At 51.9% G+C, this 14,741-nt stretch carries 17 protein-coding genes; 9 read left to right on the top strand and 8 right to left on the bottom strand.

Annotated elements, in window-relative coordinates:
- Positions 1-9: 9 nt before the first annotated feature.
- Complete coding sequence (locus J2X61_RS28575; RefSeq protein ID WP_274472759.1) at positions 10-885, top strand: carbohydrate ABC transporter permease; 876 nt, start codon at positions 10-12, stop codon at positions 883-885.
- 62 nt (positions 886-947) lie between these two features.
- Here the strand turns inward: J2X61_RS28575 and J2X61_RS28570 are convergent, their stop codons facing one another.
- Both J2X61_RS28570 and J2X61_RS28565 read right to left on the bottom strand, forming a co-directional pair.
- Positions 948-1,379, bottom strand: a complete 432-nt coding sequence (locus J2X61_RS28570; RefSeq protein WP_274472820.1) for a NucA/NucB deoxyribonuclease domain-containing protein — start codon at positions 1,377-1,379, stop codon at positions 948-950.
- A 29-nt stretch (positions 1,380-1,408) separates the two neighbouring features.
- Complete coding sequence (locus J2X61_RS28565) at positions 1,409-1,816, bottom strand: Lrp/AsnC family transcriptional regulator (protein WP_274472760.1); 408 nt, start codon at positions 1,814-1,816, stop codon at positions 1,409-1,411.
- 119 nt (positions 1,817-1,935) lie between these two features.
- Between J2X61_RS28565 and J2X61_RS28560 the strand changes: the two genes are divergently transcribed.
- From J2X61_RS28560 to J2X61_RS28550, 3 genes are all read left to right on the top strand, one after another.
- Positions 1,936-2,697 carry an MBL fold metallo-hydrolase gene (locus J2X61_RS28560; RefSeq protein ID WP_274472761.1) on the top strand — a complete coding sequence of 254 codons (762 nt, stop codon included), beginning with the start codon at positions 1,936-1,938 and terminating at the stop codon, positions 2,695-2,697.
- Between the two features lie 358 nt (positions 2,698-3,055).
- Positions 3,056-3,907: an SDR family oxidoreductase gene (locus tag J2X61_RS28555; RefSeq protein WP_310192852.1), complete on the top strand. Its 852-nt coding sequence runs from the start codon at positions 3,056-3,058 to the stop codon at positions 3,905-3,907.
- Positions 3,908-4,147: 240 nt separating this feature from the next.
- Entirely contained in the window at positions 4,148-4,909 is a 762-nt protein-coding gene (locus J2X61_RS28550; RefSeq protein ID WP_310192849.1) for an SDR family oxidoreductase, read from the top strand.
- Positions 4,910-4,986: 77 nt separating this feature from the next.
- On the opposite strand, the gene J2X61_RS28545 is transcribed toward J2X61_RS28550, so the two are convergent.
- Entirely contained in the window at positions 4,987-5,157 is a 171-nt protein-coding gene (locus J2X61_RS28545; protein ID WP_310192846.1) for a hypothetical protein, read from the bottom strand.
- 79 nt (positions 5,158-5,236) lie between these two features.
- Positions 5,237-5,665, bottom strand: a complete 429-nt coding sequence (locus J2X61_RS28540; protein WP_310192843.1) for a MarR family winged helix-turn-helix transcriptional regulator — start codon at positions 5,663-5,665, stop codon at positions 5,237-5,239.
- Between the two features lie 119 nt (positions 5,666-5,784).
- Here J2X61_RS28540 and J2X61_RS28535 point away from each other — a divergent pair, with 119 nt between their 5' ends.
- On the top strand, positions 5,785-6,372 hold the full coding sequence (locus tag J2X61_RS28535; RefSeq protein WP_310192840.1) for an NAD(P)H-dependent oxidoreductase: 588 nt from the start codon (positions 5,785-5,787) through the stop codon (positions 6,370-6,372).
- 134 nt (positions 6,373-6,506) lie between these two features.
- Here J2X61_RS28535 and J2X61_RS28530 read toward each other — a convergent pair whose 3' ends face one another.
- Positions 6,507-6,908, bottom strand: a complete 402-nt coding sequence (locus tag J2X61_RS28530; RefSeq protein ID WP_310192837.1) for a VOC family protein — start codon at positions 6,906-6,908, stop codon at positions 6,507-6,509.
- A 200-nt stretch (positions 6,909-7,108) separates the two neighbouring features.
- On the opposite strand from J2X61_RS28530, the gene J2X61_RS28525 reads away from it, so the two are divergent.
- Positions 7,109-7,591, top strand: a complete 483-nt coding sequence (locus J2X61_RS28525; protein ID WP_310192834.1) for an SRPBCC family protein — start codon at positions 7,109-7,111, stop codon at positions 7,589-7,591.
- Positions 7,592-7,611: 20 nt separating this feature from the next.
- Positions 7,612-8,010: a DoxX family protein gene (locus tag J2X61_RS28520; RefSeq protein WP_274472769.1), complete on the top strand. Its 399-nt coding sequence runs from the start codon at positions 7,612-7,614 to the stop codon at positions 8,008-8,010.
- A 561-nt stretch (positions 8,011-8,571) separates the two neighbouring features.
- Here J2X61_RS28520 and J2X61_RS28515 read toward each other — a convergent pair.
- Positions 8,572-9,084, bottom strand: coding sequence for a CBO0543 family protein (locus J2X61_RS28515; protein WP_310192830.1), 513 nt, complete (start codon positions 9,082-9,084; stop codon positions 8,572-8,574).
- Between the two features lie 158 nt (positions 9,085-9,242).
- On the opposite strand from J2X61_RS28515, the gene ybaK reads away from it, so the two are divergent.
- Positions 9,243-9,716, top strand: a complete 474-nt coding sequence (gene ybaK, locus J2X61_RS28510; protein ID WP_310192827.1) for a Cys-tRNA(Pro) deacylase — start codon at positions 9,243-9,245, stop codon at positions 9,714-9,716.
- 335 nt (positions 9,717-10,051) lie between these two features.
- Here the strand turns inward: ybaK and ilvN are convergent, their stop codons facing one another.
- Positions 10,052-10,570 (bottom strand): acetolactate synthase small subunit, encoded by a 519-nt coding sequence (gene ilvN / locus J2X61_RS28505; RefSeq protein ID WP_310192824.1) that lies wholly within the window; start codon positions 10,568-10,570, stop codon positions 10,052-10,054.
- A gap of 5 nt (positions 10,571-10,575) precedes the next feature.
- The gene (gene ilvB / locus J2X61_RS28500) at positions 10,576-12,318 is read right to left on the bottom strand and encodes a biosynthetic-type acetolactate synthase large subunit (RefSeq protein ID WP_310192822.1); all 1,743 of its coding nucleotides are present in this window, start codon (positions 12,316-12,318) and stop codon (positions 10,576-10,578) included.
- Between the two features lie 157 nt (positions 12,319-12,475).
- On the opposite strand from ilvB, the gene J2X61_RS28495 reads away from it, so the two are divergent.
- Positions 12,476-14,413, top strand: coding sequence for a LuxR C-terminal-related transcriptional regulator (locus J2X61_RS28495; protein ID WP_310192817.1), 1,938 nt, complete (start codon positions 12,476-12,478; stop codon positions 14,411-14,413).
- The last annotated feature ends 328 nt before the right edge of the window (positions 14,414-14,741 follow it).

Genomic DNA, 14,741 nt, shown 5'->3' with positions numbered 1-14,741 from the left:
GAAGATCACATGATTGTGAAACAGAGAGATACATCCGGGTGGACGGTGTCTGCCATCGCGTATGTCTTCATAGGCTTGTTCGCCCTTATTTGCTTCATTCCCTTCTGGCTTGTGTACATCGGCTCTTTCACGGCGGAGCATCAGATCGTCAGGGGGTTCCAGATGTTCCCGACAGCCTTTACGCTGGATTCCTACCGGTTCTTATTCGATGGCAGCCAGGTGTACCGCAGCGGCTTCGTATCCATTTTCGTTACCGTAGTGGGAACCGTCGGCGCCGTGCTGATGACCTCGATGTTCTCCTATGTGGCCGCTCATTTGAAGGTGAAGTACCGGAATGTCCTGTCCTTCTACATTTATCTTACGATGCTGTTCGCGCCGGGGCTGGTCGGCTATTATTTGCTCATCTCCAACTGGCTGCACCTGCGGGACTCCTTATTGGCGCTAATTTTGCCGCAATTGTTTTCCGCATTCAACGCGTTCCTGATGACCTCCTACTTCCGTACGCTGCCCTTTGAGCTCAATGAAGCGGCGACGATGGACGGCGCCCATGAACTGTATATTTTCTTTCGAATCATATGGCCCATATCCATGCCTGTGATCGCGACGATTACGCTGTTCTATGCGCTGTCCTATTGGAATGACTGGTTCAATGCGCTGATGTTCATAGACGATCCGCATAATCATCCGCTGCAGATGATGCTTAGAAGAATCGTATCGAATGCGCAGAATCTCGATTATTTAAATACGAATATCAATATCCCCGTCTCTCCGTCCGGCGTTCAGCTTTCGACCGTATGCATCACGATAGGGCCTATCATTTTCTTGTATCCATTTTTGCAGCGATATTTCATTAAAGGAATGACGGTTGGGGCGGTTAAGGGGTAGACTTGTGGAAAAAGGCAGCCGGTCCTCTCGGACCGGCTGCCTTCTGCTGCTGTGGAATTATCTCATCTCACCATGATCTCAACTCTCGTGCCGTCCGGGTACTTCTCCAGCTGGTTCGAAATCCAGGAGCCTGCGCCGCGGTTATCGGACGGTGCGACATATTGGATATCCGCTCCGGCGCCGCCCTCTGCGCACATGGCCATAGGCCATTCATCGCGGTCATACCCTTTCTTGGTCGGTACTCCTTTCAACGATAAATCCCGGTTATGCTCCGCTCCGGCTCTATCGATGGTACAAATGTTGGATTCCCCATGCTCAATGGCAGACTGAATGTGGGCTGCGGTTTCGGGATAACGATCCTTAGGGAAGACGAGGGTTACCGTCGAACCGTTATGGGCGGTTGGTTTGTCTGAGAGGAATCCGGACTTATTTACATAGAATACCGTAGAAATGAGGGCTAATAATACGATTAATCCGAGTAATTTCTTGATGATCCATCGACCTTTCTGCGTTTGTTTTCTTTTTACTTGATCACAATGGATAATTTATAGTTGGCATAGCCGTTCAATGCGTTAAGAAACTTATCGAGATCCTCGTTCGAAGGAAATCTGCCTTCCATGAGGTAGCAGCCTTCACCGCTAATTTTGAAATGGTTCATCACATAAGGGCGCTGTGATTCTATGAAGGATAATAACGGCCGATGATCGGGGCTTTTCGTAAAAATCGTAATAAACGCATGAACGGAATATCCTATCTTTCTATAGTTTAGGCGAACGGTATAACCTTCGATCACTTCCTCTTCTTCGAGTCTCATGACCCGATTGGCCGCCGCCTGACCGGTCAGATGGACGTTCTCGCCGAGCTTTTTCATCGACATACGGCCGTCCTTGGCCAGTTCCTCCAGAATACGTTGATCTGTGGGATCCAACATCGTCATAACCTCTTTCAACAATCAAGTCGTAGAGCCAAATTTCTTGATTTCGTTTATGTAAGAATGCTTTCTTAAATGGTAACCTAAAAAGGAGATTTATGAAAGGGAGGCACACCACCATGCAAATCAGACAAATCAGGAATGCGACGATCGTGTTGGAATACGGAGGCTTAACGTTCCTCATTGATCCGTACTTAGGAGAAAAAGGGGCTTATCCGCCCGTTAGAAATACGGCGAATCCAGTGAATAATCCAACTGTCGGGCTGCCGGTTGCCGTGGAGGACCTCGTCGCGACGAAGTTCGACGCCGTCATCATCACCCATCTGCACCCCGACCACTTCGATGCGGCGGCGATCAAGGCGCTGCCCAAAGATGCGAATGTCATCGCGCAATCCGATGAGGATGCGGAGACCATCAGGAAAGAAGGCTTTGTGAGCGTGCAGGCCATCGATCGCGTATCCCGGATAGGCGACGTCCGTTTGGCCCGGACCCGAGGTCAGCACGGTACAGGTGAAATTGGACGGTTGATGGGGAAGGTGTCCGGCGTCGTTTTTGAGCATCCGGATGAGAAGACGTTGTACGTAGCGGGCGATACGATTTGGTGCGGCGACGTCGAGGAAGCCATACTCGCACACCGCCCGGAAGTGATCGTTGTCAATGGAGGCTCCGCGCAGTTCCTGCAGGGAGATCCCATTACGATGGGCAAGGAGGACATCCGCCGGACCCACTCGGCGGCTCCGCAAGCAACGATTATCGTCTCCCATATGGAAGCGGTCAATCACTGCTTTTTATCAAGACGCGAGCTGACAGGCTTTATTGAAGAAATGGGCCTAGCAGCCCATATTTTGGTGCCTGCCGATGGCGAAACGATCATTCGTTGAATCAGGCGCAACTTGCGGCTTGCGCTTTGCTGCTGCATGAGGTTATAGTCTGGCATAACGGACACAGAGGACGCTATTGGTTGAGTTTGGGGCGATTTGAGCCGCTAACGGACACCAACGCCGTTATTTGCTCATTTCACTGTGTTTTTAGCCGGATTATGGGTGAATAAGGTCACGTGTGTCCGTTAGAATTGAAACGCAGCGTTTGGATCGAAAATAACGGCGGTCGTGTCCGTTAGAAATTCGGCGGCTATTTGTGCAGCAGAACAGCAGAGAGCAATAGGCAAAATTGGCTTCAACCTCACCATTAATGGCATAATGATATCGTCGATATGTATCCGACGGGGAGGAGCCCATTATGAAACTTTTAGTAACCGGAGCAACAGGAAATCTCGGCGCGCTGGTCGTCGAAGCATTGTTGAAGAAAGTGCCGGCTGCGGATATGGCAGTCAGCGTGCGCGACCCGAAGAAAGCCGAACATCTAACCGCTTTAGGGGTCGATGTGCGTTATGGCAGCTTCCACGACTATGAATCGCTGGTAACGGCTTTCACCGGTATTGACCGATTGTTGATGATCTCATCCGGCGATATGCACAACCGGGCCGAACAGCATGCTACGGCCGTCAAGGCTGCGAAAGAAGCCAACGTTGGCTTCATCGTGTATACAAGCGCACCGAATGCGGCCGAAAGCCAGTTTGAACTAGCCAGTGACCATCGCGAAACCGAGAAGGCCATTATCGAATCAGGGATTCCCTATGCGATCCTGCGCAATAACTGGTATTTGGAAAATGAAATGAGCACGTTCCAAGCCGTACGGAACGGGGCGCCATGGATCATTGCCTCGGGAGCGGGGAGAATTGGTTGGGCAGCCCGCCGCGATTATGCGGAGGCAGCAGCCAATGTCCTTATCGGTCCAGGGCATGAGAATACGATCTACGAGCTGTCCAACAAGCTGCTGACACAGGATGAGCTTGCCGCTATCTTTGGGGAGGCCTTGAACCGCGAGGTCCAGGTGATGCATGTGGACGACGAAGCGTACGGTCAAATATTGAGCGATGCCGGCGTCCCCGATAGTGTTATTCCGTTCCTGGTTGCCATGCAGCGCGGGATACGAGAAGGCGGGCTGAACGTCGAGAGCAATGATTTGGAGCGGTTGCTGGGGCGTTCGGCAACACCGCTGCATGAGGCTATTCGACAATTGTTCGTTTAGCATTAAGGAGGCAGTCTGCTGAGGCAGCTGCTTCCTTTCCTTTTAGTGTCACAGGGGGATAACTTATGAACAAGACGGGAAGCTTCCAAATTTTATTCTTTACCGATCGTTCTCAATATGGTAAGGTAGTTGTAACAGTTCACCGAGAGCGAACTTATTTTTTTGCTCTAATTAGAATGATCATTCTCATTAAGGGGTGCTGTACAACTATTATTGTAAAGTGTAAAGGAGAAATGATAAATGAGCACAAATACGAACATGCTTGAGGGTAAAGTTGCATTAATTACAGGCGGAAACCGCGGTATCGGTTTGGAAACAGCCCGTGAGCTGGGCAAGCTTGGCGCAACCGTCATTATCGGAGCGCGCAGCGGGGAGAAGGGGAGCGATGCCGCGGAGACGCTGCGTGCGGAAGGCATCAAGGCGGAGAGCATCAAGCTTGACGTTACGCAGGCTGAAGATCATCAGACGGCTTATGACTTCATTGAAGAGCGCTACGGCAAGCTGGATATTCTGATCAATAATGCCGGTGTACAGCTTGAAGTTAATCATCTTGTCCCTATGAACGAAACGAGCAAGGTTACTCCAGCGGTTCTGCGCGAGACATTCGATGCGAACTTCTTCAGTCTCATTGAATTGACACAGGGACTGCTCCCGTTAATTCGCAAATCGCCTGCGGGCCGAATCGTTAATCTTTCTAGTGTTCTAGGCTCATTAGCTTTGCATGCGAATCCGGACGCGCCAATTTATGGGATGAAGCTGCTGGCGTATAACACCTCGAAGACTGCCTTGAATTCATTTACCTTGCATCTTGCGCACGAGCTTGGGGATACGGCAATTAAAGTGAATTCCGCTCACCCGGGTTGGGTGAAGACGGAGATCGGCGGCAAATTCGCGCAATTGAATTCGTCAGAAGGCAGCAGAACCAGCGTTATGCTGGCGACTTTGCCTGAGGATGGACCGACAGGGAAATTCTATCATTTGGATGAAGAACTGCCTTGGTAATCATGAGGCGTGCATAGAGAACGCAGAACAACCAGCAAACGATAGTTTGCTGGTTGTTCTGCTGCTTGGCCATTTGGTTAGCAGGTGGGCAACTCGTCCAGATATTGTGAAATGTTAATCAGATCCATTCTTATCGTCAGACAGGATCTCAGGATGTTGTTCAGTTCTTTCCAACCTTCATCCATCTCGGCAATCATCCTGGTAATATCCTCATTCGTGATTCGGCTTTCCTTGACTTCGGCCAACATATGAAATCCCCTCGATCCTTCTTCGCATAGTTTCATATATACTTCGTTGCCCAAGCGGCGAATGAGGGTGTTGGCTTGCTTAATAAAATACTTTCCGCTGCAGCAGATCAAGAGCGCGCTCTATCTCTCGAAGTTCTTCTTCCGTAACGGCTCCGATCCGCTGAGCGAATAAAACCCCGACACGTTGAAAAACGCCGTTCATCAACGCTTCTCCCTCTTGGGACAGCCGGATCGACTGCCTGCGGCGGTCTTCGGGGTCGGCGACCTTCTCGCACAATTGCTTCTCGCTCATTTTCCTCAGCTCGCGGCTCGTGTTCGGCATGGACATATGCATGCAATCGCTGATTTCACTGAGCGTAACAGGCTGGCTGACGGCAATGTATTCGAGAATTTTATATTGAACGGGCGTGAGCGCATCGGCTCGCACGCCTTTGGTCATATCGTTCGTTATTTGATGAACGGAAGTGGTAAAAGCCACAAATTTCTGAAACAACGCGTTCTTGTCCATAGGATCACCTCTTCCTGCAACGATACCAAAATAATTATCAAAAAACAATTGTCGTTTGACAACTAAATAGGGACGTGCTACGATTTGCTTATCAAATGATAAGTAAAGGAGCAGCCAACATGAAAACGTTAATCGTGTACACGCACCCGAATCATCAGAGCTTAAGCTATGCTTTCCTGCAGAAGGTCGTACAGGGAAGCGCGGAGAATCCCAGTATCGACGAAGTGAACGTACTGGATCTTTATGAGGAAGGATTTAATCCGCTGCTGGTGTTTAACGAGCATAAACGCAGAAGGGATATGCATGCCGACCCGAAGCTTGCCGTCTACCGGGAACAGCTCCTATGGGCCGATAAAATCGTGTTCGTCTATCCGATTTGGTGGGGGCGCCCTCCGGCTATGCTCATGGGGTATATCGACCAGATGTTTGCCTCGGGATTTGCCTATAAGGAGAAGGGCGGTCTATTGCCGGAAGGGCTGCTGAAGGGGAAATCGGTGGTCTGTATTTCGAGTATGAAAGGACCGGTTCATTATCCGCTGTTATGGCTGAACAATGCGCACAAAATTTTGATGAGGAAAGCGTTGTTTAACTATGTAGGCATCAAGAAGGTTAAATTTTTTGAGTTTGGCAGCATGGAAAGCCCGCGCGGCAAACAGCAGCAGAAGCTGGAGAAAGTATATCGCTATTTCAAAACGGTTGCCCAATAGATAGCAGATCTTATCCAGGTCCTGCTGCTCCGCACCGGTGCACTTATAATATATAGGTGAGGGGAAGTCTTCGCCGCGGAATACGACACCATGCTATGCGCTGCCGATGAGGGAGTGCATAGCTTTTTTTAAGACTACTTCTTCGGCAGATTGAGCTGCCAGGAGACGCCGTAACGGTCATTGAGCCAGCCGAACCTCTTGCTGAAGCCATAGTCGCCTAACGGCATAAGGGCTTGTCCTTCCTCGACCAGCTTCGCATAGAGCGCGTCGAGCTCCTCCTCCGAACTGCAGTCGAGGAAAATTGAGAAAGAAGGCGTGAAGCCGAACGCATGCTTTACATAACTATCTATGCACATGAATGCTTGCCCTTTCAATGAAAAGGTGGCAGTCACTATCGTTCCTTCGGGACCTGCTTCATTCGCTCCATAACGGACGATATCCGTAATGGCTGAATCCTCGATGATCGACGTGTAGAAAGTTATCGCTTTCTCGGCTTGTCCGTCTTGGAACATTAAGAAGGGCGTTACTTTTTGCATGAAGACGTCTCCTTTTTTTGATAAAATGGTCTTTTTCATATTAGTTATAAATCATTAATGTTCCTTCGTGTTTACTTTTTTATTCGGGAAGAAAAGTCCTTGTAAAATATCTCTAATATTCCTTGACAGGAATATTCCTGATAAGGTATATTTAAACCATGAAGAAGAGGTACGCAAACCGAAATTGGAGGAATGAACAAATGTTGAATAACCAGGCAGCGAATGACACCACAGCAACCGTGAATGGCCCGGAACTGATCGTCACCCGAATGTTCTCCGCACCGCGAGAGCTTGTATTCCGCACATGGACCGATCCCGCTCATTTAACGAACTGGTGGGGCCCTCAAGGCTTCACGCTTACTATTCATTCCATTGATGTCAAGCCAGGCGGCGTATGGCGCTACACGATGCACGGTCCTGACGGAACCGATTATGAGAACAAAATATCATACATCGAAGTGATCCGTCCGGAGACTCTTGTCTACTCCCACGGCGATGCGGAGGAGGACGAACAATTCCGGGTTACCGTCAACTTCGCCGATCGCGACGGCCGAACGGAGCTTACCATGCGGTCTTTGTTCAAGTCGGCGGAAGATCTGGAATATGTTGTGAAGAACTACGGGGCTGTTGAAGGAGCCAAACAAACGCTTGACCGGCTGGCGCAAGAGCTGGCGAAACTGTAAATCCGGGAGGAGTAGAGGTTATGAGAAAAACAATTGTGATTTATTGGATTTTCACAGGTTTATTAGCCGCTCTTATGCTAATGGGATCTATCCCCGATGTCATGTCAGTACCCTCAGCCGTTGAACTATTTCAGCACCTTGGTTATCCGGCCTATTTGCTTCCTTTCCTCGGCATCGCCAAAATATTGGGTGTTATCGCGATCGTTGTTCCAGGCTTCCCGCGTTTGAAAGAATGGGCGTATGCAGGCTTTGTCTTTGATTTGGCGGGAGCTATGTACTCCAGTATTGCGGTCGGAGATCCGGCAAGCAGCTGGTTGATGTTTCCGATTGGTTTTATTTTGATCGCCGGTTCCTACGTCTATGCCAATAAAAAAGCAAACCTAGCGGTGCCAACGTCGAGAGGAATTGATTTGTCCTGAAGCGAATTTCGAAGTGGTATTTTCTCCTATTTGCAGCCGCCGCGCTTGCAGGAGGGATCTACTTTTACTTCGTTGGTTTTTGAAAGACGAGCCGGAGGGCTCGTTTTTTTTTCGCTCAATTCACTCCATACGTCATCCGCCGCCGCTTAAAATTCCTCCTAGGGTCGTTGCCTCACCTAGTTAAAGCTGCTCTCCCCAGTATCCGTTGCACATTCTATTACCGCTTCTCTCACACCGTTACTATCCCAGCCCTACTACGGTTGATCTGATTGATTTTACGAATACATGAATCGGAATTGACGCGAAAAGCCGGAATGTATGCTATTTTTCATATAGATTTATCGATTTTGCTCCATTTGAGCGATATGTATATGATTTTTCATATAGAATCAGGCAGGTATGGGGCTGGTAGGCGAGCAGGTGTGGGGCGGGCAGGCTGGCAGCTCGCGGGGGTTGACCGCCGCCATGCGTCGGTTACACCGGCGGAGTAAGAGGCAAGCGTGCGCGCAGGCGACAGCCGGGCCGTATAGAACGCCCAGCAGCCGACAACACGCGTCTACTTCACTTCATTTTATCGAGGGATACATGGAACAAGAACATCAATAACCCCGTATACAGAACGGAAATACCGATGCCGAACAAAGGATGGCGGAAATGAATCCGGAGCATGATGAACATGATAATGTCAAAGAGCAGCGACCACCCTAAATTCCATCCGTTATGGTAGGTAATGGATCCGCATTTGACAGAAACAAATTCAAGCAGCAAGAAAACGAACGTAAAGAACAGGATGTAATAAACTTGCGGAAGGAGCTTTGCATTCGCAGGGTATTTCGATAGAAACACCCAGGTGGATAGAGGCATGCCGATTAAAATAAGCAAAAGGATGGGGATTGTAGCCGCGGGAAGTCCATTCGGTTCCATTTGCCATAACTGGTGTTGGTAGCAAAGGATTTCATATAAGGCATTGGACAACGCAGCAAAGAGAAGTGTCGGATAGTACGGCTTCCAATCCCGGTCGGCGAAAGCCATTGCCGCAAGGATCCAGAGGATCGAGTAAATAATTGCAACCATAACTTCACAGGACTCCTATAACGATAATAATTACAATATTTCCAAATATAGTAAAACCAATACAATGCTGCGGGGAGTGACCGTCGAAAAGGGGGAGGCTTTTTGATATAGTCAATGTATGGATTGTGAGATGAATACGAAAGAGGTATCGTACACCTATGTCTATGAAAACGAATGCCTGCCGGAAGCTCGACTCGCTCCGCATGGCGTATTCCTTGCATGAATACGATTGGGACGAGGATCAGCTGGATGTGGGGACCGTTGCCGGGAAAGTGGGCTTACAACCCCATCAATTATTCAAAACGCTTATTCTGCGCGGTGACAAGACAGGGGGGCTCGCGGCCTGCATTCCCGGAGACCGCGAGCTGAACCTGAAGAGCTTGGCCGCCGTTAGCGGGAACAAGAAAGTGGAAATGGTTCCTGTCAAGGAGATTCAGGCTTTGACAGGTTATATTAGAGGCGGTGTGTCCCCCCTCGGGATGAAGAAGAAATATCCCTTCTACCTGCATGCCTCTATCTCAGGCATGGAGTTGGTCAGCATTAGCGGCGGCCGGCGGGGGTTGCAAATTTTTCTGCGCGGCGACGATTTGGCCGCGGCCTCGGAAGGCCAACTGGTCGATATCGTAAGCTGAGCCCGGGCGAGCCGAGAATGAGAAAGGAGTTGAGCCTTCTGTGAGGCTCAACTCCTTTCTCGTTGCCAGGGCCTTGGCGGCCGGTTAACGGACACCGGAGCCGTTAATACCCCGGACTGCGGCATGATCCGAATCTAACGGACACCCGGTGCCTTATTCGCCGTTTTCGAGGCAAAAATATGCCTGAAACGGGCGAATAGCGCCTCGGGTGTCCGTTAGATTTGTAATCGGCTCAGATGTGACGATTAAGGGCAGCTGTGCCCGTTAGCCGGCGGAAAACGCTGCTGTCACGGCGGCCATCGCCGGGAGCGCATCCGGTGCGCCGACGTAAGCTCTTACAGGCCTTCCGTCCGCAGAGACAACGCTGCAACGCCGGTCCTGACCATATTGACAATGGGGTAGCGTCCAATTGCTTCAATGAATTGTTCCACCTCCGCCGTCCCCCCGGACATCTCGACGAGACAAGCTCCCGCCTCAAGCTGCACGATTTTTCCTCCGAATGTGGAGACTTGCCCGGCTATTGCGGTTGCGGAATACTCCGGCCCTTCCTGACCCGGACCTGCTCCGGCGGCGAGCTTAAGCAGCACCAGCTCCCGCTCGAAAGGCTGTTCGACAGGCTGGACCGTGATCACATCAATTAGTTTACTAAATTGTTGAACCATCTGCTGCATGACCTTCCTATCGCCATAAGTGCGAATGGTCATCCGGGAGAAGCCGGTTTGCTCCGAACCGCCGACCGAGATACTGGCGATGTTGAAGCCTCTTTTGGCCAAGAGCATGCATACCCGCTGCAGCACGCCCGGCCGATCATGAACGAGCAGTGATAATAGGAAAGATTGTGCCGGATCAGCCATCTCGTTCAGTTCACCTCCTCAATCATTTCGCTCAGCGTATGGCCGACGGGGACCATCGGCAGCACCAGCTCCTGCTTATCGACTTGAAAGTCAATGAGCACCGGTCCCGGATGAGCGAGCGCCTCTTTCCACACCTGCTGCGCTTCCGCCTCCGTAGCCGCTCTTAGCCCCTTGACGCCGTAAGCCTCGGCCAGGAGTACAAAATCCGGGCTGCCGGACAAATCGATATGGCTGAAGCGGCTCTCATAAATCAATTCCTGCCATTGCCGGATCATGCCCAGGGTTTGATTATTAATGACGACAATCTTGACAGGAAGCTTGTGAATCGCACAAACGGCAAGCTCTTGAGCGCACATCTGCATGCCGCCGTCACCGTTGATGGAGATGACCAGCCTGTCGGGATGGGCGATTTGTGCGCCGATGGCGGCAGGGAAACCGAAGCCCATCGTACCCAGGCCGCCTGAGGAAAGCAAGGACCGCGGATGCTGGAAACGGTAAAACAGTGCCGTCCACATCTGATGCTGACCGACGTCGGTCGTCACGATGGCTTCGCCTTGCGTGCTCTCGGACAGCATCTCGATGACATACTGCGGCTTCAGAAGCTCTCCGCCTCCCCGATAGCGGGGAGGCTGTTTCGCTTTCAGCTCGCTCAGATGGCGGACCCACTGTTCCAGATGCGCGGATGCGGGGGGAACAATCCTGGATTGCATGTGGGCAAGCACCTCCTTCACATGGCCGGCAATGGCCATGTGTGCCGTTACGTTCTTGCTCAGCTCTGCGGCATCGATATCGACATGGGCGATTGTCGCTCGGGGGGCAAAGCCGTCCAACCGCATCGTAACGCGGTCATCGAACCTGGCGCCGAGCGAGATCAGCAGATCTGCTTCGATGAGCGCACGGTTCGCCGCAGCCGTTCCATGCATGCCCGGCATCCCCAGCCATAACGGATGGACGGCAGGGAAGCCGCCGATGCCCATGAGCGTTGTCGTGACGGGGATCCCGCTCTTTTGGACGAAGGCGAGCAGTTCTCCGCTCGCCTCTCCGTGGACAACACCGCCGCCGGCCAGAATGACAGGACGACAGGCTGTTTCAATAGCGGCGAGCAGGTCGTCGATGCCTTGGCAAGGGAGGGGAGGCTTCGGAACATATCCCTCTAACTCAACCTGGCCGGGGTAGGCGAATGGTGCCCGAGCAGCGGAGACGTCCTTGGGAATATCGATGAGGACCGGGCCCTTGCGGCCTGAACCCGCTATATAGAAAGCTTCGCGAATCGTTCGGGCCAACTGCTCGACATGGCGCACCTGGAAGCTGTGTTTCACGATCGGCATCGTAATGCCGATGATGTCCGTCTCCTGGAAGGCATCCGTACCGAGCTGCTCGGACGGCACATTGCCGGTTATGATGACGAGCGGCACGGAGTCCATCTGCGCCGTCGCAATGCCGGTGACGAGATTGGCCGCTCCGGGGCCGGAAGTTGCCAGACATACGCCGGTTCGCCCTGTGGAGCGGGCGTAGCCGTCCGCCGCATGAATGGCGCCTTGCTCATGTCTGGTCAGTACATGCCGGAAGTGCGGATTGCCGTGCATGGCGTCATATAAATAGAGGACGGCTCCTCCCGGATAGCCGAACACGCATTCGACCTCTTCCAGCAGCAGAGACCTCAACAAAATCTCCGATCCTGTCAGCATTTCCGGCAGCTGCAGCGTTTGGCGCCAATTCCGCTGCGTTTTGTAAATGGGGGTGTTCATTTTTAATCCTCCTTAGCGCAGTCGCAGTTCATGTGTTTGAAGTATAGCAAGCATGCGGAAGAAGGACTATTATACCGGAGTATAATAGACGTATACGGCTTGTTGTTTCAGGTTGTATACTGAGGGAAATTAGCTTTACATGAAGCAGGTGAATTTCATGAGTTCAATGGACATTCCGTCTTCTGCGGCAACCTGGGCTGAGCGCAAAGAATGGCTGGAGGCCTCCTATTTCGTGGGCAGGCAAGGGGAGCTGGCCATCATCGCTCAGTGGTACCGGGAAGAATACAAGCAGCTGCCTATTTTGCATCTCAAAGGACCGGCAGGCAGCGGCAAAACTTCGCTGATGCAAGCGGCCTTGAGGCAAGCGGGACGGGAAGGCTTCGCGGTGCATGCGCTCGATTGCCGAAGCTTCATGACCGCAGCGGATCTCCGCAGTGCCTTGAATCGGTTGGATTTGGAGGCGCAGCAATCGGAGCCGCCCGCCCTCGTATGTTTCGATCATTTTGAAGAAAGCGGATACTGGGAGAGCTGGTTCAGAGAAACATGGCTGCCCGGTCTTCCGGTTACGGTTCGCATTCTGATCGCCGGACGCGGCGGGATGGAAGGCGCTTGGCAGTTTCAGCCGGTGTGGAAGCGCTCCATACGCCTGCTTACGCTTGCTCCGCTCACTTACCGTGACACGGCCGCATACGCCAAACGGCATGGCGTAACGGAAGAGCGTCATATCGAGAAGCTTTGGATCATTTCCAAAGGTCATCCGTTGACCCTTTCGTTAAGTATCGAGTGGTTGCTGGCTTCCCGTCCCGAAGGCAATGTGTTCGAAATGGATACGTTTCAACATGTTCTGGCCTCTTGGCTGCAGGAAGTTCCGGACCCGGAGACCCGGAGACTGTTGGAAGCGGCATGCGTGCTGCGTTCTTTTGACTACGATAAATTAACGTTTCTCCTTGGCCCGCAAGCAACAATAGAGCGTTTCGACCAGTTGCTTCGGCTGACCTTCATTGCCAAATGCACTGATGGCTGGACGGTTCAGGCCTCCATTCGCGATGGCGTCCGGCTCGCTTTGCGGGCTAGAAGCCAGGAGCAATATTTGGCGCTGGAGAGAAGGGCGGCACGCTATTACAGGAATCAATTTCTGACTCCTTCCTCTGAGCCGACGCCGTTCCGAGCCCTGGGGGACCTCCTCTACCATACCGGAAATCCTCTGATTCGAGCCCATTATCACTGCTCCAGAACGTCTCCGAATTCCCTAGTCCGGGTTACGGCAACCAATATGCACGAGCTGCGGTCCTACTTGGCGCGCAGGAAAGCACTAAGCGGCAGTTACAGGATCGCATGCGGCGAAAATGATACCGGCCAGCTGTTCCATTACCAGCTTTCGCAAGAGGATAGCAGGCTGGGCCTGCCCGATGAGGAAGAGCTTCGCGAGCTGGCATCCTGCGGGGCCGAACTCATGCTCGTGATGAAGGATGACGGTCTGATCGCGGGCTGCAGCGCCGCTGTTCCATTGAGCGACCGCGCCAGGTCCTACTTGCAGCGCAATCCGTTCACCCGCGATTATTTCGGGACTGCCGAGTGGGAGGAGGCAAAGCGTTGCGGGGGCTGGTTCATCCGGCTGATCGATATCGATAATCCCGAGGACGAAGCGCTGCGGCACGACTCCTTCAGGCTCAGGATGTCTTATATTCAACCTGGGACGATCGTCATAGCCTGCCCGCCGCCGCTGCCTTTTTATGAGGATGCGCTCCTTCAACTCGGCTTTGCCCAGGTCCATGAAGTCCGGCATACCGGCTATGGCGCAGAACGTCCTTCATTCTGCTATGTTTTGGATTTGCGCGGTGAGAGGCAAGAGGCTTTCCTGAACAAACTTGCGGAATGGGACGACGCCCAGCCGATTGCGTTCAGCTCAGAGAGATTGACCAAACAGGAAGCCAAGGTCGCCTCCATGCTGCTGCAAGGGCACTCCAATGAAGAGATGGCTGCGATGCTGTTCGTCAGCGTCATTACGATCAAGAAGCATTTGAGCGCTATTTACCGCAAAACCAACGTTCATAATCGCGTGCAATTCATGGCCAAACAACTTCATTTATCCTAGACCCGGGGATAGTCCATCGCGGCTCAGCACAGAAAGCCTATTTTCTTGAAAAAGAAAGTAGGCCTTTTTGCATTTTCCCTTCGATTGGCAGGAAATTTTTCCCGTTCTCCTGGGAATTATTCCCGGCTCATTTTCCCGATTAGGGCAGGAAGGGTGCTCTTGCCCGCGGGAATCGGGCCTCGCTATGATAAGGCATGTAAAGCCTTAAGCCGCAACCGATGCAACATTTTGGAGGAACACTAGCCAGCTTCTAGCTATCCTATTGGCTCCCAAAAGTATGCTTAAGGATAATAGGGTTCCCGGACGTAAGCTGTCATAATTGGCTTTG

The sequence above is a fragment of the Bacillus sp. 3255 genome (assembly GCF_031456485.1).
In the GTDB taxonomy this organism is placed as follows: Bacteria; Bacillota; Bacilli; order Paenibacillales; family NBRC-103111; genus Paenibacillus_E.
The sequence above is the reverse complement of the archived record's forward strand: the minus strand, read 5'-3'. Positions and strand labels throughout refer to the sequence as shown.

Coding starts and splice junctions, on each gene's coding strand:
- J2X61_RS28575 (WP_274472759.1), top strand. CDS start 10: ATGATTGTGAAACAGAGAGATACATCCGGGTGGACGGTGTCTGCCATC.
- J2X61_RS28565 (WP_274472760.1), bottom strand. CDS start 1,816: ATGTTGGATCCCACAGATCAACGTATTCTGGAGGAACTGGCCAAGGAC.
- J2X61_RS28560 (WP_274472761.1), top strand. CDS start 1,936: ATGCAAATCAGACAAATCAGGAATGCGACGATCGTGTTGGAATACGGA.
- J2X61_RS28555 (WP_310192852.1), top strand. CDS start 3,056: ATGAAACTTTTAGTAACCGGAGCAACAGGAAATCTCGGCGCGCTGGTC.
- J2X61_RS28550 (WP_310192849.1), top strand. CDS start 4,148: ATGAGCACAAATACGAACATGCTTGAGGGTAAAGTTGCATTAATTACA.
- J2X61_RS28545 (WP_310192846.1), bottom strand. CDS start 5,157: ATGTTGGCCGAAGTCAAGGAAAGCCGAATCACGAATGAGGATATTACC.
- J2X61_RS28540 (WP_310192843.1), bottom strand. CDS start 5,665: ATGGACAAGAACGCGTTGTTTCAGAAATTTGTGGCTTTTACCACTTCC.
- J2X61_RS28535 (WP_310192840.1), top strand. CDS start 5,785: ATGAAAACGTTAATCGTGTACACGCACCCGAATCATCAGAGCTTAAGC.
- J2X61_RS28530 (WP_310192837.1), bottom strand. CDS start 6,908: ATGCAAAAAGTAACGCCCTTCTTAATGTTCCAAGACGGACAAGCCGAG.
- J2X61_RS28525 (WP_310192834.1), top strand. CDS start 7,109: ATGTTGAATAACCAGGCAGCGAATGACACCACAGCAACCGTGAATGGC.
- J2X61_RS28520 (WP_274472769.1), top strand. CDS start 7,612: ATGAGAAAAACAATTGTGATTTATTGGATTTTCACAGGTTTATTAGCC.
- J2X61_RS28515 (WP_310192830.1), bottom strand. CDS start 9,084: ATGGTTGCAATTATTTACTCGATCCTCTGGATCCTTGCGGCAATGGCT.
- ybaK (WP_310192827.1), top strand. CDS start 9,243: ATGTCTATGAAAACGAATGCCTGCCGGAAGCTCGACTCGCTCCGCATG.
- ilvN (WP_310192824.1), bottom strand. CDS start 10,570: ATGGCTGATCCGGCACAATCTTTCCTATTATCACTGCTCGTTCATGAT.
- ilvB (WP_310192822.1), bottom strand. CDS start 12,318: ATGAACACCCCCATTTACAAAACGCAGCGGAATTGGCGCCAAACGCTG.
- J2X61_RS28495 (WP_310192817.1), top strand. CDS start 12,476: ATGAGTTCAATGGACATTCCGTCTTCTGCGGCAACCTGGGCTGAGCGC.